This is a genomic window from Paenibacillus tepidiphilus (assembly GCF_008635795.1).
Classification (GTDB): Bacteria; Bacillota; Bacilli; order Paenibacillales; family Paenibacillaceae; genus Paenibacillus_AQ; species Paenibacillus_AQ tepidiphilus.
The window spans coordinates 58,642-80,815 of record NZ_VWRQ01000025.1 but is presented as its reverse complement, the minus strand read 5'-3'; the positions used below and the strand labels follow the sequence as shown (position 1 = coordinate 80,815).

The 22,174-nt window shown below is 54.7% G+C and carries 16 protein-coding genes and 1 riboswitch; of the genes, 2 read left to right on the top strand and 14 right to left on the bottom strand.

What is annotated here, in order from left to right; genetic code table 11:
* Window positions 1-37: 37 nt before the first annotated feature.
* The 9 genes from F1379_RS25210 to F1379_RS25175 form a co-directional block, all read right to left on the bottom strand.
* Window positions 38-1,750, bottom strand: a complete 1,713-nt coding sequence (locus F1379_RS25210) for a S1C family serine protease (RefSeq protein ID WP_150275228.1) — start codon at window positions 1,748-1,750, stop codon at window positions 38-40.
* Between the two features lie 222 nt (window positions 1,751-1,972).
* Window positions 1,973-2,626, bottom strand: a complete 654-nt coding sequence (locus F1379_RS25205) for a response regulator (RefSeq protein ID WP_150275227.1) — start codon at window positions 2,624-2,626, stop codon at window positions 1,973-1,975.
* Window positions 2,623-3,705, bottom strand: a complete 1,083-nt coding sequence (locus tag F1379_RS25200; RefSeq protein WP_150275226.1) for a sensor histidine kinase — start codon at window positions 3,703-3,705, stop codon at window positions 2,623-2,625. The genes F1379_RS25205 and F1379_RS25200 overlap by 4 nt, the downstream gene beginning before the upstream one ends.
* Window positions 3,705-4,784 carry a cell wall-active antibiotics response protein LiaF gene (liaF, locus tag F1379_RS25195; protein WP_239004801.1) on the bottom strand — a complete coding sequence of 360 codons (1,080 nt, stop codon included), beginning with the start codon at window positions 4,782-4,784 and terminating at the stop codon, window positions 3,705-3,707. Before liaF ends, F1379_RS25200 begins: the two co-directional genes overlap by 1 nt.
* A 241-nt stretch (window positions 4,785-5,025) precedes the next feature.
* Window positions 5,026-5,166 carry a hypothetical protein gene (locus tag F1379_RS29910; RefSeq protein WP_162551284.1) on the bottom strand — a complete coding sequence of 47 codons (141 nt, stop codon included), beginning with the start codon at window positions 5,164-5,166 and terminating at the stop codon, window positions 5,026-5,028.
* 157 nt (window positions 5,167-5,323) lie between these two features.
* A complete protein-coding gene (locus tag F1379_RS25190; RefSeq protein ID WP_420850532.1) occupies window positions 5,324-5,866 on the bottom strand; it encodes a 3D domain-containing protein in 543 nt (180 codons plus the stop codon).
* A gap of 429 nt (window positions 5,867-6,295) precedes the next feature.
* Window positions 6,296-8,233: a threonine--tRNA ligase gene (gene thrS, locus F1379_RS25185; RefSeq protein WP_150275225.1), complete on the bottom strand. Its 1,938-nt coding sequence runs from the start codon at window positions 8,231-8,233 to the stop codon at window positions 6,296-6,298.
* 421 nt (window positions 8,234-8,654) lie between these two features.
* On the bottom strand, window positions 8,655-8,825 hold the full coding sequence (locus tag F1379_RS25180) for a type II toxin-antitoxin system antitoxin (protein ID WP_150275224.1): 171 nt from the start codon (window positions 8,823-8,825) through the stop codon (window positions 8,655-8,657).
* 12 nt (window positions 8,826-8,837) lie between these two features.
* Window positions 8,838-9,677, bottom strand: coding sequence for an SPFH domain-containing protein (locus F1379_RS25175; RefSeq protein ID WP_150275223.1), 840 nt, complete (start codon window positions 9,675-9,677; stop codon window positions 8,838-8,840).
* Between the two features lie 189 nt (window positions 9,678-9,866).
* On the opposite strand from F1379_RS25175, the gene F1379_RS25170 reads away from it, so the two are divergent.
* Window positions 9,867-10,049, top strand: coding sequence for a transcriptional regulator (locus F1379_RS25170; RefSeq protein ID WP_150275222.1), 183 nt, complete (start codon window positions 9,867-9,869; stop codon window positions 10,047-10,049).
* Window positions 10,050-11,070: 1,021 nt separating this feature from the next.
* Here the strand turns inward: F1379_RS25170 and F1379_RS25165 are convergent.
* From F1379_RS25165 to metA, 5 genes are all read right to left on the bottom strand, one after another.
* The gene (locus F1379_RS25165; protein WP_150275221.1) at window positions 11,071-15,438 is read right to left on the bottom strand and encodes a bifunctional 2',3'-cyclic-nucleotide 2'-phosphodiesterase/3'-nucleotidase; all 4,368 of its coding nucleotides are present in this window, start codon (window positions 15,436-15,438) and stop codon (window positions 11,071-11,073) included.
* Window positions 15,439-15,819: 381 nt separating this feature from the next.
* Window positions 15,820-16,956: a cyclic dehypoxanthinyl futalosine synthase gene (gene mqnC, locus F1379_RS25160; RefSeq protein ID WP_150275220.1), complete on the bottom strand. Its 1,137-nt coding sequence runs from the start codon at window positions 16,954-16,956 to the stop codon at window positions 15,820-15,822.
* Window positions 16,957-17,168: 212 nt separating this feature from the next.
* Window positions 17,169-18,332 (bottom strand): trans-sulfuration enzyme family protein, encoded by a 1,164-nt coding sequence (locus F1379_RS25155; RefSeq protein ID WP_150275219.1) that lies wholly within the window; start codon window positions 18,330-18,332, stop codon window positions 17,169-17,171.
* The gene (locus F1379_RS25150) at window positions 18,332-19,525 is read right to left on the bottom strand and encodes an aminotransferase class I/II-fold pyridoxal phosphate-dependent enzyme (protein WP_150275218.1); all 1,194 of its coding nucleotides are present in this window, start codon (window positions 19,523-19,525) and stop codon (window positions 18,332-18,334) included. Before F1379_RS25150 ends, F1379_RS25155 begins: the two co-directional genes overlap by 1 nt.
* Before the next feature lie 53 nt (window positions 19,526-19,578).
* Window positions 19,579-20,496, bottom strand: a complete 918-nt coding sequence (gene metA, locus F1379_RS25145; RefSeq protein WP_150275217.1) for a homoserine O-acetyltransferase MetA — start codon at window positions 20,494-20,496, stop codon at window positions 19,579-19,581.
* Window positions 20,497-20,629: 133 nt separating this feature from the next.
* A riboswitch (SAM riboswitch) is annotated at window positions 20,630-20,759 on the bottom strand.
* A gap of 417 nt (window positions 20,760-21,176) precedes the next feature.
* Here metA and corA point away from each other — a divergent pair.
* Window positions 21,177-22,112, top strand: coding sequence for a magnesium/cobalt transporter CorA (gene corA, locus F1379_RS25140; RefSeq protein ID WP_150275216.1), 936 nt, complete (start codon window positions 21,177-21,179; stop codon window positions 22,110-22,112).
* Window positions 22,113-22,174: the final 62 nt, after the last annotated feature.

Below are 22,174 nucleotides of genomic sequence, written 5' to 3'. Positions count from 1 at the left end.
CCCCTTCCGCTGCCGCTCGCCTAACGCTCCGGTGTGCTTACTGCTGTTCAGTTACAAAATCATTCTTGTTGCCGACCGTCACCGGGAGGTCCAGGCTCTTGCCGTCACGGACCACATTAAGCGTAATCTGGTCGCCAACGCTCAGGCTCTGAATATGTTCCACCAGTTCCTGGCTGGTTGCATACTTGGTGCCGTCGACGCCGGTAATAATGTCATATGGGCGCAGGTCTGCGGTGTACGCAGGCGATCTGAAGGTAATCTCTGCAACTACAGAGCCTTCTTTAATATCGGTGCCCATCTGCTGTGCTACCTGGTCAGTAATGGTGATCAGGGAAGCGCCGATGAACGGTACCGGCTCCTTCGGAATTTCCTGGTTGGCTTCCAGCTTGTCGACGACTTCTTTAATGGTATTGACTGCGATGGCGAAGCCGATACCCTGGGCATCCGCACTTACCGCCACGTTCATGCCGATAACCTGGCCGTTCATGTTCAGCAGCGGGCCGCCGGAGTTGCCGGGGTTAATCGAGGCATCGGTTTGCAGCAGATTGGTATAATTACGTGTGCCGCTGCCGTCCTCTTCGGCGATATCAATACTGCGGCCCTTGGCGCTCAGAACGCCGGCGGTTACCGTATGGTCAAAGCCCTGCGGGTTACCGATCGCAACAACCTCGGAGCCTACTTTAATGGAATCCGAGTCTCCAAGTGCCACTGTCGGAAAATCGGTGCCTTCGATCTTCAGAACGGCAAGGTCAAGATCCTTGCTGGAACCAAGCAGCTTCGCTTCGTACGGCTTCGTGGTGCCGTCAACGGTAACCTGAATCACATCGGCATTGTCGACGACATGCTGGTTGGTCAGGATATATCCGTTCGAATCATAAATGAAACCCGTGCCGATTCCGTATGGTGTAAGCGTCGAATCGGAGTTCGAGTTGGAATCTGAACCGGAATTCGAGCCGGAATTCGGATTGGACTGCGAGTAGCCGCCGAACTGGTCCCCGAAGAAGAACTGATAGAACGGGTCACTCATATTCGGATTGGTTGTCGAGTTGCGGCCGGAGCTCGTCTGTACCAGCGTCTCAATCTTGACGACCGCCGGTCCTACGCCGTCCACTACGCTCGATACGTCGCCCGATCCGGTTACGAGACCGACCGTCGAAGTCGATGGAGTCGCATTGGCATCACCTACTGCAGTCTTCGCCGCCGGGCTGGTAGTTGCTGCTACAGGTACAGGATCACCTGTAAACCAGTTTCCGTAGTCGGCCATGGCCATCGAGCCTGAAAGAACCACCATGCCGGCGAGGAAGGACAGCAGCACAGCCTTGATCGGCTTCTTCGGCTTGCGGTTATTGTACTGCCAACCGTTGCCGCCGTCTGTACCGTTACTTCCGTTGCCGCCCCGACCGCCGTTGCCGTCATAGCCTGTCGTGCGGAGCGAGCTGCTGTAAGGCAGCGGCTTCACCGGCTGCGGAGCCGTAATTTCTACACGCTCCGGCTCCCTGCGGTTATAATGCTGCGCGTTGTCTTGTTCGTCTTCGTCCTTACGGAGCGATTGAAACGGCCCGTAAGAATAATAGTAGGAATTGGATTCTTCCGCCGCTCGCGGTTCATTCACGTTTCTGTCGTCACTACCGTTATGATTGCTGCTGTTTGAGTTTCTGTCATTCAAGTTACTGTCATTCAAGTTTCTGTTATCTAAGTCCCGATCATCCGCCGGTTCATTGTTACGATTGTAGAATCTGTTGTCGTCCATTATTCTCGCTCCTCCTGTGCCTTGCCTGCCTTGGCAAGAAGTGTTTTGTTTTCTTGTCTTTATTTTGTACTTTAAACCTTAACTCCACCTTAAAAACAATTTAAACCGAGATAAAACCTTTACGGAATATATAAAAAAGCAAGCTTCACAAGGTGGATACCTATCGAAGCTTGCTCTTGCATCACTGAAATATTAATTATATCGACAACACATTTCCTGACCCTAACCCTGCGCCCAGCCCTTGCGGTGGGCATAAATCGCGAGCTGGGTGCGGTCGTCGAGCTCACACTTCATCAGCAGGTTGCTGACATGGGTCTTTACTGTCTTGATGCTGATGTGCAGCTCCTCGCCGATATCCTTGTTGGTCTTGCCTTCGGCGATCAGAAGCAGCACCTCCTTCTCCCGTTCGGTCAAGCCGGAGGAGTCGCTCTGGACGGTACGCTGGCGGATGCCCCGCGTCAACGCCTGCGACACATCGCCGGTCATTACTGGCATACCACGGTAGGCGCCCTGCAGCGCATAGATCAGCTCCTCGGCGGAGACTGTCTTGAGCACATAGCTTACAGCTCCTGCTTCAATGGCGTCCACGACGAGATCATCTTCGAGAAAGCTGGTCAGAATTACGATCTTCAGGCCGGGGAATTCGGCCAGCACCGCCCGGGTCGTCTCCGCACCGTTCATTACCGGCATCATGAGGTCCATCAGGACCAGGTCGGGCAAGCCTTCCTGGCCGCCTGCACGCAGCATTTTCAGCGCCTCCATGCCGTTCGCGGCCTCTCCGATCACCTCAAAGCTGGGATCAAGCATCAGGTAGGTTTTGAGGCCCATCCGTACCATATCATGATCATCCACCAGCAGCACTTTGATGATACTCATAGCTTGCCCTCCTCGTTAGTATTCTCTTGATTATTCTTCTGTCTGCTCCCCTGAGGGTCTTGCACAAATTTCGGTATATGTACGCGGATGGTCGTGCCCGCACCCTTGCGGCTGATAATTTCCGCCTGGCCGCCCAGCTTCTCCGCGCGTTCACGCATTGTCGTCAGGCCATAGGAGCCCTGCTTATGCTGCACATGCTCGAAGCCCTGACCGTCGTCGCTGATGCTGAGCACCACCTGCCGCGGCGTCTCGCGCAGTGAGAGGCTGACCAGGCGCGCGCCCGCGTGCTTGACGATGTTGGCCATTGACTCCTGGATGATCAGGAACAGCTGATGCTCAATTGCCTCGGATAGCTCGCCTTGCAGCTCCAGCTCCTTGACGCCCTTCAGGCCGTTCTGGCGGCAATAATCAGGGAACCACTTCTCCAGCGCCTCGAACAGGTTCCGGCCTTCCAGCTCCACCGGACGAAGCTGGGCGATCAGGGCGCGCATCTGCTTTTGCGCCATCTGCGACATGGTAATGAGCTGGTCCATCACGAGCTTGCCCTGCTCCGCGTTCCGTTCCAGCACCTTCGGCAGGGATGAAGCCGACATATGGATGGCGAACAGCTGCTGGCTCACCGTATCATGCAGGTCGCGCGCCATCCGCCGGCGCTCTTCCAGCACCGCGCTCTCGGCGGCTTTTTCCTTCTCCATCACCTCTTGTTCGCCCAGCTTCTGCAGCAGCTTCATCTTGTTCTCCACGGTATCCATCATCATATTGAATTCATGGTACACCCGCGCGAAGGATTGATCATCACTTTCCGGCATCCGGACAGCCAGATTGCCTTTGGCCACCTGCAGCATGTTCAGATCCAGATGGTCGATACGCCGCTGAATCCGCTGACCGGCCATATAGCCGATAACGACAGTAACCAGAACTATGCCCAGGCAGAGGTACACCCACATCCGGTAGTCGGCGACCTCAATATAACCCAGGCAAGTCCCGGCATACACCACCCCGGCGGTAATAGACCCGCTGAGCAGAAAATAAAGCAAAAGCACCCATTTGGTGTTCTTAAGAATCCGGATGCCCATCATCAGCCCACCGATTTAACCTTTATGTCGCCGATAAAAGCACTAACGGTAATGCGCACTCTTTTGCCCGCTTCCTTATAATATGGCGTCTTGCACTGCACATTTCCCATAAAGCCGCTGCGCGTCTGGTCGAGAACCTGCATGTCCCCGATGAACGAGCTGCCGTTTACGGATACAGCCAAATCCATATCCTCAGGTACATAAACCTTAATGTCGCCGACGAAAGCGGAAATATTGATCTTGGTCTCCCCGTAAGGAATTTGCGCGCTGGTCAGGTCCAATACGGTATCGCCGATAAATTGGGAAATATTCGTATGCTTTAATTGAAACGGCTCTCTTCCGATATGCACATCCCCGATAAAAGCGGACCGGTTCAGCTTGTCGCCCGTACCGTAATCCTGATTGTAATCTCCATTCCACTCCCCGTGTCTGTGGGCATGGCGTTCCTCGCGCTCCCGGCGGCGGCGTTCATGGCGTTCGCGGTTCTCCTGCCAGTGCTTCTCCGCATTCGAGTGATAATGACGGCCTTCATCCGTCCGGCGCTGCTCTGTTTCCGCGTAGTCAGCCGTATATTCAGCGAACGTGTTCTTGTCTGCAGGTTTGCCGAATTTCCGTTCGAACTCCTCATCCAGCGTCGACTCCAGCGGGCCCGGCGGAGGGACATTCAGCGGGTCCATATCCCGCTTCGGCGCCTGTGGCGGCACTGGCGGCTCAGGTGGCGGCGGCGGTGGCATATCGGACCGGCGGGGCTTGAAGATTACAGAGAGGCCGCCGATAATGAGCAGCACCGGGAACAGCAGTTTGAAGAAATCTCCCGCGGAGAAATCAATCCAGTCCAGATTGCGTCCCAGAAAGAATACGCCCATTGCCGTAAACAACAGTCCGCCGAACAGCGACCCCGAGTTGGAACGGGCTTCCGACAATTGGGATACTCCGAGCCAGATTAGAATGAGCGGCCAGTAGTCCGATATCATATCGCCTACGCTGAAATCCGTATACCCCAGCTGCCGGAGCAAGAACAAGGCACCGAGACCGATCAGGATCAACCCGCCGAGCAGTTGGCTCATAAATTTCTTTTTCATGTTAATTCTCCTTTGTACAATGATCATTCAAGCGATCCGCAACTTATAGTCCCAGTGTACAGGATGAGAACCAAGGAGAACAGCGGCGTGAGAAGGAAACTTGGCTCAGTCTGCAGACCGAGGGGCTTGGAATATCCAGTAATTTATAATAAAGAAAGGCTGCTCCGCAGCCGGCTGGAACAGCCGGGCGAAGCAGCCTTATTCATCGTGGTTCATGCGCCCTTATGGACGCGTCAGCAGATTACTGCTGCGGTTTTTGCACCGGTTTTACGAACGTGCCTTGCTTAGTTGCGCCTTGGTTTTCTACGGCGAACTCAGCATCATATTTTTCATTCGGAGTTTGATAACTCTCAGTTACTTTCGGTTTCTGCGACTTGGCCACGGATGTTCACCTCCCACTGTTCCCAGGGACCCTGGGGTCTCATTCGAGGGGGACAATCTCTTGTCTGCCCCAGTGAGTAGTATGGATAGTGACGGACCGTATTATGCACAGCTCATCGTGAAAAAAATCGCAAGCTCCCGGCACTCTCCGCACCGCGTCAAATCAGCTCGTCCAGCAAATACTGCGGAATGGCGTTATACGTCTGAATGGCCTGGCCGAGGCTTTTCAGCATCCGTTCCGTACATTTGCCGTTGCCGCGCTTGATTAATTGGACCGTGACTGTTTTTTTGCCCCATTCCTTGTACACCTGCTTGGTAGTGGCAAAATAAAGATCAATCTTCCGGCCCTTGATCGCCGACCCGGTATCCGCCACAATAGCGTAGCCGTAGCCGGGAACGTAGAGAATGCTGCCCAGCGGCAGGACCTTCGGGTCTGCGGCAATCGTCGATACAGAATTCTTGTCACGGCGGACCTTTACGCCCGAATAGGTGATGCCGTATTGCGGATGCTTCGATGTCTTGCCAGTCGACTCGAACCCGGCGGTGTAGCCGGTCGCGGTCACTTTCATCGTCGTAATGATCTGGTCCGGCGCCGGTGCGGCTACCGGTATCGAATTCGGAGCCTTGGCCGCGGGTGCCGCAGCCTTCGGCTGTGCGGGAGCTGCCGTAGCCGCAGGCTTTTTGGCCGCTGGCGCTTTCACGGCAGCGGCCGGCTGCCGGGGCACACGCGAGGTGCCGCCGAGCGGCGAAGCCCCGCTGGAGCGGACTGCCTTCGCATGAGTCCCGGCAAGTCCGGCGGCTGCAGCCTCATTCTTAATGTTAACCGCGGAAACCGTGTTGTGTGCTGTATTTGAATCAAGCTTTGAATATACTGCTTCAAGGCGGGCAGACGCCAAGTCTCCCGCACCGCTGGCCCGGACGGATTCCCGGCTCCAATCGGGATAAATACCGCCGGCGGATAATAGCACGACCATAGTTACCGTCAAACACCATAACCTCTGACCTAAGCCCATTTTGTTCATTAGTTAAACCTCCCCCTATTAGCGAAGGTTTCCCGTTTTCTATGAAATTATACATAAAGCCGCCCCGGGGGGCGGCTTCTTAAGCTTAAAGCAAAGGTTATGGCAAGGTTAAATGACGCGTCCGGCAACTTCCTGAACGAGTGCGGCAATGACTTCCTGCAGCGGCTTGGCGCCAATGTCGCCTTCGCCGCGCTTGCGGATAGACACCGTTCCGGCATTCATTTCATTCTCGCCGACTACGAACATGTACGGCAGCTTCTCAAGCTGGGCTTCACGGATCTTATAGCCCATCTTCTCATTGCGCAGGTCCACTTCGGCGCGGATACCGCTCTTCAGCAGCTGCGCTTCCACTTCCTTCGCATAATCGTCAAAGGCCGATGATACGGGAATCACTTTGACCTGCTGCGGAGAGAGCCACAGCGGCAATGCGCCGGCAAAGTTCTCCAGCAGGAAGGCTACGAACCGCTCCATGGTACCAAGGATACCGCGGTGCAGCACGACCGGACGATGCTTCTGGCCATCGTCGCCGACATATTCCAGCTCGAAGCGTTCCGGCAGCAGGAAGTCTATCTGTACAGTTGACAAGGTCTCTTCCTTGCCAAGGGCAGTCCGGATCTGCACATCCAGCTTCGGACCGTAGAAGGCCGCTTCGCCTTCAGCTTCGAAGAACGGCAGGCCGGCTTCTTCTGCCACTTCGCGCAGCATGCGCTGTGCAGTCTCCCACATCTCATCGTTCTGGAAGTATTTCTCGGTATCCTGCGGATCACGGTAGGACAGGCGGAAACGGTAATCATGAATACCGAAGTCGCTGTACACCTGCTTGATCAGCTCCAGCACGCGTTTGAACTCGCTCTTGATCTGATCCAGACGGCAGAAAATATGCGAATCGTTCAAGGTCATGGAGCGCACGCGGTGCAGACCGGTCAACGCACCGGACATCTCATAGCGGTGCATGGTGCCCAGTTCGGCGATACGGATCGGCAGATCGCGGTAGCTGTGCATCGAGCTCTTGTAGATCATCATATGATGCGGACAGTTCATCGGACGCAGCACGAATTCCTCCGTGTCAATCGTCATCTTCGGGAACATGTCTTCCTGGTAGTGCTCCCAGTGCCCCGAGGTCTTGTACAGGTCCACGTTGCCGAGGACTGGCGTATAGACATGCTGGTAGCCAAGGCTGGCTTCCAGATCGACGATGTAACGTTCCAGAATGCTGCGCAGCTTGGCACCCTTCGGCAGCCAGATCGGCAGACCCTGGCCGACCAATGGGTTGAAGGTGAAGATTTCCAGCTCCTTGCCGAGCTTGCGGTGATCGCGTTTCTTGGCTTCTTCCAGCAGGCGCAGATGCTCGTCAAGCTGGGCTTTCTTGATCCACGCGGTACCGTACACGCGCTGCAGCATCTTGTTCTTGCTGTCGCCGCGCCAGTAAGCACCGGCCACGTTCATCAGCTTGAATACTTTGATTTTGCCGGTGGACGGCACATGCGGGCCGCGGCACAGGTCGAAGAATTCACCCTGCTCATACATGCTGATGACGCTCTCCTCCGGGAGTGCTTCAATCAGTTCGAGCTTGTAAGGATCGCCCAGCTCGCCAAAAATGCGCAGCGCCTCTTCACGGCTGACTTCTTTGCGGACAATCGGCAGGTTCTCGGAGACGATGCGCTCCATTTCCTTCTCGATCTTCAGCAGATCCTCCGGGTTGAGCGAGTGCTCCAGATCCATATCATAGTAGAAGCCGTCTTCAATGACCGGGCCTACGCCCAGCTTGACTTCCTTCGCGCCGAACAGGCGGCGGACGGCCTGGGCCATCAGATGCGCTGTACTGTGGCGCATCACTTCCAGCCCTTCAGGCGAATCGAGGGTGACAATTTCGACGAGCCCGCCTTCTTCCAGCGGAGCCGACAAATCGACAACGACGCCGTTCAGTTTACCGGCGGCCGCGTTCTTGCGCAGGCTGCTGCTGATCGACGCAGCGACGTCATCAATGGTGCTGCCTGCCGGGTATTCCCGGACGGAACCGTCCGGAAGCTTAATGTTAACTGCCATTTTCATATTCCTCCCAGATTTATTCAATATGCTGACATGTTCGGTCAGGGTTATTATCCACGCAACAAAAAACACCCGTCCCGCGCAGGGACGAGTGTTATACCCGTGGTTCCACCCAAATTCAATTCCTCGGCAGAGGAATCCTTCATCAGCATGGGGATAACGGCCATGAACCGGCGGTTCTTACCATCCCGCTTCCGGGAGTTCATAACCGCAGCTACAAAGGGGTAGATCGAATGCCGCTAACCGGAGGAAATTGCAGCCCAGGTTTCCTCTCTCTGCACGGTACGGATCAGACGAGCCATGTCTTTGTCAACGCTGATAGACGTGAATAATGGATAATTATAAAGCTGTCCACAGCTTACGTCAACCCTGGAACCGCCTGTAAATTCCGGCAGCTCCAGCGGCCGGTGCTACAGAACTATTCTTCCTTCCGCGAGCGGTCCGGCAAACGGCCGGCCCGCTTCAAAGACTCGCGCAGCAAATACTCGATATGCCCGTTGACGCTGCGGAATTCCTCGCCCGCCCAACGCTCCAGCGCCGCGTAGAGCTCAGGGTCAATCCGCAGCGGGAAGCTCTTCTTGGCGGCCATCGCGGTTCGCCTCTAGTACAGCGAGCCGGCGTTGATGACCGGGTTCGCTCCGCGCTCGGATACAATGGCCACCATCAGGTTGTTGATCATGGCCGCCTTGCGTTCTTCATCCAGCTCGACTACGCCGTTCTCCTTCAGCTGGCGGATGGCCATATCGACCATGCCGACGGCGCCTTCGACGATAAGCTGGCGTGCAGACAGGATGGCGGAAGCTTGCTGGCGCTGCAGCATGGTGCTGGCAATTTCCGTGGAGTAGGCCAGATGGGTCAGGCGCGCCTCCAGTACCTCAACCCCGGAGATCGAGAGACGGTCCTGCAGCTCCACCGCCAGCTCCTTGGCAATTTCATCAGCATTGGCCCGCAGCGACATTCCGGAATCCTTGTAATTGTCATACGGGTATTTGCTGGCCACATGGCGCAGCGCGGTCTCGCTCTGAATCTCGACAAAGGCCATATATTGATCAACATCGAACAGCGCTTTGGCCGAGTTGACTACTTTAAAGACAACGACCGCAGCGATCTCTATCGGATTGCCCTCGACATCGTTGACCTTCAGCTTAACGCTGTTAAAGTTGCTGACACGCAGCGAGACGGTCTTGCGGATGCTGAACGGAATGACGGCCCACAGGCCGCTGGAAGCAATTGTACCTACATACTGCCCGAAAAAGGTCACTACCACCGATTTGTTGGGCTGCACAACAGTAATGCTGGTACAGAGTATGCCCGCGATAACGAACAGAACCATGGGCAGGACGGTATAGTCCTGAGCGAGATACGCGCCGCCGCCGACACACACGGCAATCAGGGCAACCACCCAGAATCCACTGATGGGACGCAGAATTTTCTCCTTCATAAATACCCCTCCGATTAGATATGTATTTGATATGTTTATGATATCACTTTTGGATACTCCTGTAAATCTTAATCGAATACTTTTTTCCCTTGGATAAGCCACAAATATCACTGAAATTTTAAATGTCTTCATCTAAAATAGAATTCTGATTGACGCCTGCATTCAAAATCTGAAAAAGGACGTGAAGATATGAGTGTTAAAGATCAAGTGCTCGATATTATTAAAGCATCGGACAAGCCGCTAACTGCCGGTGAAGTGGAGAAGCTGTCCGGACTCGAACGCAAAGCGGTTGACAAGGCCTTTACCGAACTGAAGAAAGAGAATGCCATCGTTTCCCCTATCCGCTGCAAATGGGAAGCCGCCGTCAAGTAATGTTGCCGGACGGAGCGGTTGACTTTACAAGTCGAACCTAAGATTTATCCGGATCAGGCCGGAAAGTGAGTCCGTGAAGTTTTGGATACCCGGGCGCTGATCGGCCCCGGATTACTTGATGGTCAACGCCGTTTGTGCAAAAACCCGGTGACAGCCAGCTCTGTATAGCAGTCAGTTGGATAATCGCCATCTAATTTCACCTGTACGGGGATAATTACAACTCTAGATTGATAACCGCCATTTAATATAGGTGCAAATTAATGAATACGCCAATATCGTCCAAATTAAGTAGCAATTATCGAACTAGATTGCTGAAATCTGTAATAACTGCACATTTAGTGTGCGAAAATCCATCTATAATAGATTGAACTAAAGATTTTTGTGTTGGGATTAGCCGTGACGCAAGAAAACATTTGGCTTCCGGTCGCTTCCCGCCCGTAGATTTCTTGATTTATACCGCTTGTTGCGGTTCCAGTTTCCGCCTGATGGCTTTCCGCAGTAAAGCTGATAGGCGAAGCACGGGCTGTCATCGTTTTAAGCTGCTGAAATGTAGATCGTGATTATCCTCCACACAGGTCAAATCAATTGGCGATTTTCCAACTGGAGTTTGCCTTTCAGAAGCCATAAGCCGTAATGAAATAACAAGCTCTTCATGACCTCACTACCCGCTGCTAAGCTGCTAATTGCAGTTTGTACAACTATATCCATCTAAACAGGCCGTTCCCCGGCTATAGTTGCATTTCGTACATCTATTTTCTTGCTATAAGGCAGTTTGATCCCTATATGCTGATTTTAGTTGCACAAAATACATCTATCCTTCAAAAATGGGTGCATACCTAACAAATAGTTGTACGAAATACATTTATCCTCGTTGAATAGGGTTGTTGTTCTTTTGTCTCATGCCATGTATAAAGATAGCAAAGACCCATGCGAACAAACGCATGGGTCTTTGCATTTTCACCAGTATTGGAAGCTCCGCGGGAGGTTCTCCCATCCCGCCATCCCCAAAAGTCTAGCTAAATCAAGAAGCCTTATGCTCTAGCATACGGTAGACGATAACCGCCGCCTGAGCGCGGTTTGCCGCCGCTTTCGGTGCAAATTTGCCGGCGCCCATGCCGTTTACGATGCCCAGCTCGGTAAGTTGTGCCACGGCAGTCTGCGCATAAGTGGCGATGGTTCCCTTGTCGGAGAATTGGTCAAGAGAGCCCTTCTCCGCATTCTGCAATTGCTCCTTCAGCGCATTGGCAATCATGATCGCCATTTCTTCGCGCGTAATCTGCCGTCCAGGCTCGAATTTGCCGTTGCCGGAGCCCTGGACAAGCCCTGCTTGCACAGCTGCCGCAATCGGCTGGGCATACCAGACGTCGGCCTTCACATCACTGAAGGCTGCCAATGTGCCAGTCGCCTCCAGGTCAAGTGCACGGACGAGCATGGCCGCAAATTCGGCGCGCGTTACATTCTTGGCCGGCGCGAAGCTGCCGCCGCCGACACCCTGAAGCACGCCGAGGCCTACGAGCTCATTGATCGCCTCCTGGGCCCAGGCTACCTTGCCCAGGTCATTAAACACCGGTACTGCCGAAGGAGCGGGGCTTGGTGTCGCCGTTGCTGCCGGTGCAGGCGTGGCCGACGGCGACGGCGATGCTGTCGCACTCGGCTTCGGCGATGCCGTCGGCGCAGGAGTCGGCACCGTGCCGCCGCCCGGGGCCGTCAGCACATTCGTGATGCGTCCTTCAAGCTTGGACGTGATGGCGCCGCCCTTAAAGGTCTTGACGACGTAATCATAGAACACATCGAGATCGACCGGACCGGCCAGCGAGGCGCTCGCTTTGGTCAGCACGGAATAGTTATCTCCTCCTGCGGCCATGAAATTGTTCACTACCGCCGTATAGCTCTGCGTCATACTGATAGGCGTGCCGTCCGCTTTGGTCAGATTGGCCACCCGCGAATTGACCGGCATGTACATGTTGGCTGTGTACTTCAGCCCGGAAATCTGCAGCGTCTTGATGTCTTCCGTACCGTCCGCTTTGACATTCCACTGCTGCTGCAGCAGCGTCTTGATCTGCTCACCGGTCAAGGTCAGCTTCACCAGCGTGTTGCCGAACGGCTGGATTTTGGCCAGGTCGCCGAAGGATACATTGCCCTTTGGCAGATCGGCGCGGATACCGCCCGGATTCATGAAGGCGAAGTCCGCCGCGCCCTTGCCGTCACCGAAGTCGGCCTGGCGCATCGCATCGGCGATCAGGTTGCCAAGGTTCGATTCCTTGGTATAGGCATCGGTCTTGGTAATAGTGCCGTCCGTTGTGCCTACCGGTTTTGTCAGCTCGGGATGCAGTGCCAGGTACTTGTCCACGAGGGCCACTGTTTCAGGATCAGGGGTGATACCGTCCTGGAACGTTGTGGTAACCGTCGCCGACTTGCTCTTCACATGGCCGGTTGCACCGTCAATCACCAGCTTGATATCTTCAAAAGCGGTACCGTACGAGTAAGCCTGCACAATCAGCTTACCGTTGACTTCGCCATTGGCCAGCGCGTGATTGTCGCCGGCGACAATCACGTCAACCGGTGAATCGGCCGGCAATGCTTTGGCCAGATCGGCAGCTTCGCCTGTTGTTTCATTGTTTTTAGTCGTCGCCGGATCATGGGCCAGTACGATAATTGTCTCAACCTTTTGGGTTTGCAGCTCCTTGGCGTATTTTTCGATGGCTGCCACTTCTTCCTCAAGCGTCAGGAACCGCACGCCTGCAGTGCCGGCCGGAGAAACCTTGCTTGGCGTAGCCTTGGTTACTGTCCCGATGAAGCCGATTTTGACGCCGCCGATTTCTTTGATCACATAAGGATTGATGATCGGCTTGCCGGTTGTAGCATCCACTGCGTTCGCATTGACATAATCAAAGTCGGAGCCGGCATGGACTACCTTCTCATTCTTCGGATCAGTGCCGCCGTAGAGCTGGGTCATCAGCGCCGGAACACCCTGGTCGAACTCATGGTTGCCAAGGCTGCCGACATCAAATTTCATCATGTTCATCCACACATGGGTCGGCTCGTCGCGTTCCAGTGAAGAAATCGGAGCGGAGGCGCCCACCGAGTCCCCGTTATGGAAGAGCAGCGAATGCTCGTATTTAGCCCGGGCCTGCTTCAGATAAGCCGCCAGTACTGCGGCTGTGCCTACCTTCTTGTCACCGACGAAGGACGTAGTGTCGAGCTGTCCGTGAAGATCATTAATGCCGAGCAGGTGTACCTCCACATCGCCGGCCGGCTGCGGTACGTCCGCCTTCAGCTTGAGGTTGTAGACCTCGAAGCCCTTGGTATCCTGAACGCCGGTATCCGTAATCGAACCGTCCGCCGGCAGAGCCTTGGCGCCTTTCGGCGTCGACGTAAAGGTCACGCTCACATTGCCCTGGATTGGCTTAATCGACCAGTTGTTGTCAGCCGGATGGGTAACCGTACCGGCTTCCTTAATGTAATCCATCAGCACCTGGCGGTTCTCTTCCTGGGTGTCGAGAACCATATCTGCGTTCTTCACATCCGGGAAATTGCCGCCGCCGCTGGCGCGGTAATTATTGGTCACAACGATGAACTCCTGATTGAGGTCCAGCGGCTCATTGTTGTAGGTGATGGAAGTCACCCGGCTGGAATTCTGATCATTAATAGAACCGTCAGGCTTATACTTCGCATTCTTTGTTACATCGATCGTGTACTGAATGCCGTCGATAATATCGAAATTGAAGACGGAGAATGACGGATTCAGCAGCGGTTGCGGTGTGGAGATCCCCGGCTTGATCCGGTTGTACATACCCGCGCTCATCTCCACCCACTCTTTGACCGTGGAGCCTGGAACCTTGATGGCTTTCAGGGTATTGTCATAGAGATAGAGGTCACTGGCTCCGCGGATCGTCAGCTTGCCCTCCTCGATTTCAGTATATTCGCCCGGACCGTTCCGTCCGGCTTTGAATGGTGCGCCCACACTCAGAATCGGCAGATCCCGGTAATCGGCCAGTGTATCGTCGGTATTAATCAGATTGGATACATAACGCTGCTGCGCGTAGGTCACAATCTGTACCGTCGGATTATCCTGCACCAGGGCGAAATAGCTGTTCATCGGGATCGTCGTCTCGCCCAGCGGCTGATTAACATAAGCAATGGTTGCCTTATGATCGGCAGCGGCTGCCTCCTGCACCGCCTTATCCGGCTCAACGGTCGGGTAATTCTGTTTGTTCTCCGTCCGGTAAATGGAGCGGGTGGAAGCTTTGGAGGCCTCTTTATTTACGTTCCAGCCCTGGCCGTCCTGCTCCAGCTTCAGGTCGATCAGACCCAGATAAGCCCCGCCGTAACCGGCTTGTACCGCCGGAACACTGTTGATATGGCCGTTGACATTGTCAATGACGGCTACACTGCTGTTATATGGAGCTTTGGTCGCCGGATCAATGAACGAGGCGTCAAGAGTGGCATTATTGCCGGTCGGGAACACCTTGTGGGTGTGCGAGAACGTGATGGCATCAATGCCCGGCACCTTGCTCAGCGCATTGATATCATTCTCGGCAAGGGTCCCGGTGGCTGCCGCATCAAAGCCGGTGTGGGCCATCACCACCACAACATCCGCCTTGCTTTCCAGTTCGGGAACGAATTTCTTCGCCGTTTCGGCAATGCCCTTGGCAATAACCTGACCCTCCAGATTCACCTTGTCCCATTCCAGAATCTGCGGGGTCACCAGACCGAGCAATCCGACCTTGACGGTATGCTCCTGGTTGTCGCTGCCTTTTACCTTTTTCTCAAGAATAATATAAGGCTCGTATTTGTTGACATCATTATCCGGATTGCTGTCATGGTCATCAATATAAATATTGGCGTTCACATACGGGAATTCCGCACCTGTACCGGCAGAAGCGCTGCCGCCAATGACGCGGTTCAGATAATCCAGCCCATAATTAAATTCATGATTGCCGTACGTTGCTGCATCATAGTCCATGATATTCATAGCTGCAATCAGCGGATGAACCCGCTCCGGCTCACCAGTGAAATCCGCTTCCTTCGCCAGATAAGTACCCAGCGGAGTCCCCTGAATCAGGTCGCCGTTGTCGAGCAGCAGATTGTTCGGGTTCTGTTTGCGGGCTTCATTGACCAGCGATGCGGTCCGGTCGAGCCCGACTGTAAGCGAAGCGTTATCCTTGAAATAATCCCAGCCGTACACGTTCGTATGTACGTCAGTTGTGCTCATCAGCCGCAAATCAATGGTTGTTCCGCTTGCCGCAGGAGCAGCCTGCTCCCCCGCCGCTTCCGCTTTCCCGGTTCCCAGTGCCGGTCCGCCGAGGATTCCGCCGAATAACTGCGCCGTAAGCACCGTACCGGCCACCGCCGCAGCTATCCGCTTGTTCCATCCTGTTTCTCTCATCAACTTGTAAACCTCCCAGTGTCTTTTTGAAAAATATAGGTGTACATCAGCTTCCTGCTTCCGATACCTTATATTCCCTGCAAAGCACATGACCGTCCCTGCATGAGAACGTCCCTGCTCTCCATGTGACGAGAGAAATTGTACTGCAAGAGCGGGGCTTCAATCTATCAATTTGCATTAACTGGAAGTACGAGTTTTGTAAAATATGCCTGTCTTATATATATCACAGCCGCTTTGCAGCTTACTATTACACCATAGTACCAATTTGGAGGATTCAGGAATTTATGCACAAAAAAGCTTATTCATCCCTCCAGGCGGATAGATGAATAAGCTCTATGGTTACCTTGCATCCGGTTACTGTTAAATGAACCGCTTATGCGGCTAGTTCTGCATCACAAAATCATTGTCAACCTTGGCGTTGACATCGTCGAACACGCGCAGGATGTCATAGCGCGTATTGCGCTGTGCCGGAATCTTGCCTGCTTCACGGATGAGCTGGAGAATCTGCTCGATGTTGACCTTGTGTGTGGCACCGGCCGAGGATACAACGTTCTCTTCAATCATCGTGCTGCCGAAATCATTGCAGCCGTACTGCAGCGACAGCTTGCCGACCTCCGGTCCCATCGTGACCCAGGAGGATTGGAAGTTCTTGATATTGTCGAGAACGAGGCGGCTGACCGCCACCGTCTTCAAATATTCCTCCGGTGACTGCCGGTCCAGCTTCAGATTCGTATTGTCCGGCTGGAACGTCCAGGAGATGAAGGCCAGGAACCCTTCGGAGTCATAACCGTTCGCGATGCACTCATCCTGTGCTTCCCGTACGCGCAGCAGATGCAGCGCGCGCTCCTCCAGACTCTCGCCGAGGCCGATCACCATCGTGGCCGTCGTATTCATGCCGATCTTATGCGCCGTCTGCATGACGTCCATCCAGTCGCGCCAGGAGCCCTTCAAGCGGCTGATCTTGCGGCGGGTACGGTCGTCGAGAATCTCGGCGCCGCCTCCGGGCAGGGAATCGAGGCCGGCGGCATGGATTTCGCGCAGCACTGTCTCCAGCGGCAGGCCGGACACCTCCTGCATCTTCTTGATCTCGGCCGGCGAGAAGGAGTGCATCGTAATCTCCGGGAACCGCTGCTTGATCCCGCGCAGAAGGTCGGTATAATAGCTGAACGGCAGATTAGGGTTCGTTCCGCCCTGCATCAGAATCTCCGTGCCGTTAACGCCGATCGTCTCGGCGATCTTCTGATAAATCGTCTCGTCCGGAAAAACATAGCCTTCCTCCGAGCCCGGCCGCCGGTAAAACGCACAGAAGCGGCAATATACATCGCAGACATTGGTGTAGTTAATATTGCGGCCGATCACAAATGTGGCCAGCGGCTCGGGATGCCAGCGCTTCATAATGACATCGGCGGCGGCCCCCATCTTCTCAATCTCGTTGCTCTCGAACAGCCGGACCGTGTCCTCCAGTTGCAGACGTTCGCCCTTCAGCGCTTTATCCAAAATCAGATCAATCGCACTCATTCGTTCGCAGCCTCCCATCAACCCATATCATTGGTCAGTTATCATAGCAGTTGAAGTCTATGGAAATCAATCATTCTCTCATGGTAACACAATCGCCGAGACTTGAAAAAGGTTATCACAAAATAAACCCCGCTCAGCGGGGTTATATAAACGGGTTGGCAGGCGGCTGCGCATACACCCTGCGGGCCAGCCGCCTGCCTCTGAACGGAGGGTTACTCTGTGAGCGCCTGCTCCAAATCGTTGATCAGATCCTCTATCGCTTCGAGGCCGACCGAGAAGCGCAGCAGGCCGTCGGTAATGCCGCGTTCGGCCCGGACTTCAGCGGGCATCGCCGCATGGGACATCATCGCCGGATAGGAGAGGATGCTCTCCACGGCGCCGAGGCTGACCGCTACCAGCGGCAGCTTGACCTTGTTCAGCACCTTCCTCGCCCGCTCTCCGGAGCCGACGTCGAAGGAGACCACTGCGCCGTATCCGGTGGACTGGCGCTCGTGAATCTCCCGGCCCGGATGCTGTGCAAGCCCCGGGTAGAAGACCTTCGCGATGTCGCTGCGGTCATCCAGCCAGGCTGCGAGCCTGGCTGCACTCCGCTCGCTGTGCGCCATCCGCGCTTCCAGCGTCTTCATGCCGCGCATCAGCAGCCAGCTTTCCTGCGGGGCAAGCACGGTGCCGAGCCCGTTCTGCAGCATCTTCAGCTGCGCACCGATTTCCGGCGTGCGGGCAACGGCAAGACCGGCCAGCACATCGCTGTGGCCGCCGAGGAATTTCGTCGCGCTGTGCAGCACGATATCAACGCCCTGCTCAATCGGCCGCTGATAGTAAGGCGTCATGAACGTATTATCGAGAATGGTCAGCAGATCGTGGCTGCGCGCCCATTCGGTAACCGCCGCTACATCCGTGATCTTCAGCGTCGGATTGGATGGCGTCTCCATGTACACCGCTTTGGTGTTCGGCTGCAGCGCCGCCTTCACCTGATCTAGCTCCGTCATGTCTACAAAGGTGGTCTCAATATTCATCCGGCTTAAGATCAAGGTCAGCAGCCGGTATGTACCGCCGTACACATCCTCCGTCACGATGACATGGTCACCGGCGGACAGCATCAGGAAGGTACTGGAGATTGCCGCCATGCCCGAGGCATAGGCGAAGCCGCGCACGCCTCCCTCCAGCAGCGCGATATAATCCTCCAGCGCCTGGCGCGTCGGATTACCGGAACGGCTGTAGTCATGCAGCGGAGGGTTATGGATATCCTCGTGGTGAAATGTGGATGCCTGGTAGATCGGGACGCTGGAAGCGCCCGTCGCCCGGTCGATCTCTGCACCGAAGTGCAGCAGCCGGGTGGAGAATTGCAGCTCCTCCTGGTTATTGTCTCGGCTCATTACTGTTGTCCCCCTTCGGCTAACCCTTCCGAAATTTCACGCTGCGCCGCTTCCAGGGCCTGGCCCAGATCGCCAATCAAGTCCTCGGCATGCTCAATGCCTACGGAGAAGCGCAGCAGCCGGTCATCGACGCCTACCGCATCGCGGATTTCCACCGGAATGTCGGCATGGGTCTGCACCGCAGGGTAGGTCATCAGCGATTCGACGCCGCCTAGGCTCTCGGCGAAGGCGATCAGGCGGATATGGCGGAGCAGCGGATCGACATATCTCGCATCCTTAACCTTGAAGGAGAAGATGCCCGTATTGCCGGAAGACTGGCGGTTCTGAATCTCATAGCCGGGATGATCCGGCAGTCCCGGATGGAAGACCTCAGCGACTGCCGGGTGATCCTGCAGATAGCGGGCAACCGCCAGTGCGTTGCTCTCATGGCGCTCCATGCGCAGCGCCAGCGTCTTCATGCCGCGCATCAGCAGATAGCTGTCATTCGGGGACAGCACGGCACCGAGCGAGTTGTGCAGGACGGCCATTTCCGCCGACAGCTCCGCGCCCTTGGTGACGATCAGACCCGCCAGAACATCATTATGCCCGCCCAGGTATTTGGTGGCGCTGTGGACCACGATATCCGCTCCCAGTTCGAGCGGCCGCTGGAAGAACGGAGTCAGCAGCGTATTGTCGACAATGGAGAGCAGCCCGTGCTTGCGGGCCCATGTACACACCGCCGCGATGTCTGTAATCATCATCAGCGGATTGGTCGGCGTCTCGATGAAGACAGCCTTGGTCTCCGGCCGCCGGGCTGCTTCCAGCCCATCCAGATCATTCGTGTCAACATAGGAGGCGCTGATGCCGTATTTGGAGAGGATCCGCTCCAGCAGCCGGTAGGTTCCGCCGTACAAGTCCAACGAGACGATTAAATGGTCGCCTTGCCCGAACAAGGTGAACACGGTAGTGAGCGCCGCCATGCCGGAGCTGCAGGCAAAGCCGGCGTCTCCCGATTCCAGCTCGGCCGCCGCCGTCTCCAGTACGGAGCGGGTCGGGCTTTTGGTGCGGATATAATCGAAGCCTGTGCTTTGCCCAAGCCGCGGATGGCGGAAAGCCGTGGAATTATAAATCGGGTAATTAACCGCTCCGGTAGCGGGGTCCTCCTGCGAGCCGATCTGTGCCAGTCTGCTTTCAATCCTCAGTTTCTCGTCCATCGTTCAGTAAGCCTCCTAAATTGTGGTGGGAATGTACCAGATCGTTATATAGTTCAAATAATCGGGCCAATGTCGTAGGGCGTTTCCTGATATACATAGTAATTCAGCCAGTTGGCGAACAATAAGTTGGCATGGGCGCGCCAGACGGCCGGCGGTGTACGCTGCGGATCGTCGTTAGGATAATAATGCTTCGGCAGCGCGATATCCATTCCTTTGGCTACATCGCGGTCATACTCCCATTTCAGGGAGAACGGATCATATTCGGAGTGACCGGTAACGAAGATCTGTCTTCCGTCGGCGGTTGCCACCAGATATACACCGGCTTCTTCGGATTCGGCCAGAATCTGCAGATCCGGAGCGGCTTCGATATCTTCGCGGGAGACATCGGTGTGGCGCGAATGCGGAACATGGAACACTTCATCGAAGCCGCGCAGCAGCTTCACATTATTATGGCTCACCGTATGGGAAAAGACACCGAAACATTTCTCGGGCAAGCTGACCTTGCGGACGCCGAAATGATGATACAGTCCCGCCTGGGCCGCCCAACAGATATGCATCGTCGATGTGACGTTGTCCTTGCTCCATTCGAAGATTTCCTGCAGCTCCTCCCAGTAGTTTACATCTTCGAATTCGAACTGCTCCACGGGAGCCCCGGTAATGATCAGCCCGTCAAAACGGCGGTGCTTGATCTCCCCGAAGGTCGTGTAGAAGCTGCGCAAATGTTCCGCCGAGGTATTCTTGGAGGTGTGGGAGCTTGGATGCAGCAGCACCACATCCACCTGCAGCGGCGAATTTCCGATCAGGCGCAGCAGCTGCGTCTCGGTCGTTTCCTTGGTGGGCATCAGGTTCAGTATGGCAATCCGCAGCGGACGGATATCCTGGTGAAAAGCCTGGCTTTCCCCCATGACAAATATATTTTCCCCGGACAAGACTTCTTTGGCCGGCAGCGTATCGGGAATCTTAATCGGCATTGCTCCGTTCACTCCTTCATTGGTATTGGATTGTTCTTATATTGATTAATCTTGCGCGGAGGAGGTCCTGAAACCTAAAAATGACCTCACTCCGAAGAGAAAGGTCATATCTGATGTAAAGTCATATGCGCCTCTCTCATCTGTCAAAAACGTCCGCCTGGAGTATTCCTCTGGCATGGTCTCTGCAAGAATTAGCACCGTGCGCCTTGGCGCCGGTTGCCGGGTTTCATCGGGCTAGTCCCTCCACCTGCTCTTGATAAGAAGTAGCTGTATTCAGTTAGGGAAGCTAAACATCTGCAGATGTTTTTTCTTAAAAATCACTTTAAATCATGAACCTCCTATTCGTCAAGTCATACAATGCTGAAAGGCCCCCAAATACTCAAGAATTTGTCTTGAAAGAGGGTACCCCGGGCGTTATACTAGACAAGTGTTTTACCACTATGACGAAGAACGAGGTGAGAGAAGAATGGAAGGCGACCCGGGTACGCAGTTAAGCGTGCAGAACGAGCAGCCACACAGGACGATGATCAGCTTGCCGGCCGGCGCAGCATTTCTTTCTTTTGCTCCCGAACCGTCACTGGGTATGCAGCCTTAATCGGAACACCGGCCAAGCTGATTTCTTCCTGTGCTTAATTAAGCATGTCCTCTTCAGGGAAGCGGACGAATAAGGAGTGAATCAGATGAAAATCCGGCTGGTGAACTCAGGCGTCTTTACGCCTGTGGATGACCTTCAGACAACATTGACAGCCCCGGCAGAGGGCTTTTACTGGATTGATGCCGATGTGGAGGATCTGGAGACGCTCCAGCCTCTGTACAATCTGCATGACCTGGCCGTGGAAGACTGCCTCAGCGATGAGGAACAGCGGCCCAAGATCGAAATTTACGAGAGCCATTATTTTATTGTCGTCAACAGCATCCGTTTTGATGATGAAGAGATTTTTCTGCGTGCGCTCAACATCTTTCTGGGCAGACATTTCATTATTACCGTCACCAAGCAGAAGATCAACGAGCTGCGCATCCTGAAGCCCATTCTGTGGGAACAGGAAGTCAGCGAGGCGGACCGCTTCCTGTATTTGCTGATCGACCTGGTGGTGGACAATTACTTCTCCGTCGGCGACCGGATTGAAGCGCGGATCGAGAAGCTTGAAGAAGATATTCTCATGCACACCAAGAAGTCGCATCTGAACGAAATCATCGGTCTGCGCAGTGAGATTCTGTGGCTGAAGAAGATGCTCGGCCCGCAGAAGGAAGTCGTCAACACGCTCAATAAAAAGGATCTCCGGCTGATCGACGACCAGCTGCAGAAATATTTCAGCGATATTTATGAAAATGCGGTCAAAATCTCCGAAACCTTCGAGACCTACCGCGATCTCATGGGCAACTTGCGCGAAGCCTACCAGTCCAGTATCGCCAACCGCGCCAACGAAATCATGCGCGTGTTCACGGCGATTACAACGATATTCATGCCGCTCACCGTCATCACCGGGATTTACGGAATGAACTTCGACAATATCCCGGAGACGCACACGCAATACGGATATTACGGCGTCATCGGCGTCATGATTACCCTGGGTGTAAGTATGCTGCTGATCTTCCGCAAGAAGGATTGGCTATGAATATAAACGAACGAAGTCCAAAGGACGAAGACGACCTGCCAAGAAGGCATGGGAAGCTTCGT

What these genes read in the sequence shown, in the direction of transcription:
- F1379_RS25210 (WP_150275228.1), bottom strand. Translation starts at nt 1,750, where the DNA reads ATGGACGACAACAGATTCTACAATCGTAACAATGAACCGGCGGATGAT.
- F1379_RS25205 (WP_150275227.1), bottom strand. Translation starts at nt 2,626, where the DNA reads ATGAGTATCATCAAAGTGCTGCTGGTGGATGATCATGATATGGTACGG.
- F1379_RS25200 (WP_150275226.1), bottom strand. Translation starts at nt 3,705, where the DNA reads ATGATGGGCATCCGGATTCTTAAGAACACCAAATGGGTGCTTTTGCTT.
- liaF (WP_239004801.1), bottom strand. Translation starts at nt 4,784, where the DNA reads ATGAAAAAGAAATTTATGAGCCAACTGCTCGGCGGGTTGATCCTGATC.
- thrS (WP_150275225.1), bottom strand. Translation starts at nt 8,233, where the DNA reads ATGGCAGTTAACATTAAGCTTCCGGACGGTTCCGTCCGGGAATACCCG.
- F1379_RS25180 (WP_150275224.1), bottom strand. Translation starts at nt 8,825, where the DNA reads ATGGCCGCCAAGAAGAGCTTCCCGCTGCGGATTGACCCTGAGCTCTAC.
- F1379_RS25175 (WP_150275223.1), bottom strand. Translation starts at nt 9,677, where the DNA reads ATGAAGGAGAAAATTCTGCGTCCCATCAGTGGATTCTGGGTGGTTGCC.
- F1379_RS25170 (WP_150275222.1), top strand. Translation starts at nt 9,867, where the DNA reads ATGAGTGTTAAAGATCAAGTGCTCGATATTATTAAAGCATCGGACAAG.
- F1379_RS25165 (WP_150275221.1), bottom strand. Translation starts at nt 15,438, where the DNA reads ATGAGAGAAACAGGATGGAACAAGCGGATAGCTGCGGCGGTGGCCGGT.
- mqnC (WP_150275220.1), bottom strand. Translation starts at nt 16,956, where the DNA reads ATGAGTGCGATTGATCTGATTTTGGATAAAGCGCTGAAGGGCGAACGT.
- F1379_RS25155 (WP_150275219.1), bottom strand. Translation starts at nt 18,332, where the DNA reads ATGAGCCGAGACAATAACCAGGAGGAGCTGCAATTCTCCACCCGGCTG.
- F1379_RS25150 (WP_150275218.1), bottom strand. Translation starts at nt 19,525, where the DNA reads ATGGACGAGAAACTGAGGATTGAAAGCAGACTGGCACAGATCGGCTCG.
- metA (WP_150275217.1), bottom strand. Translation starts at nt 20,496, where the DNA reads ATGCCGATTAAGATTCCCGATACGCTGCCGGCCAAAGAAGTCTTGTCC.
- corA (WP_150275216.1), top strand. Translation starts at nt 21,177, where the DNA reads ATGAAAATCCGGCTGGTGAACTCAGGCGTCTTTACGCCTGTGGATGAC.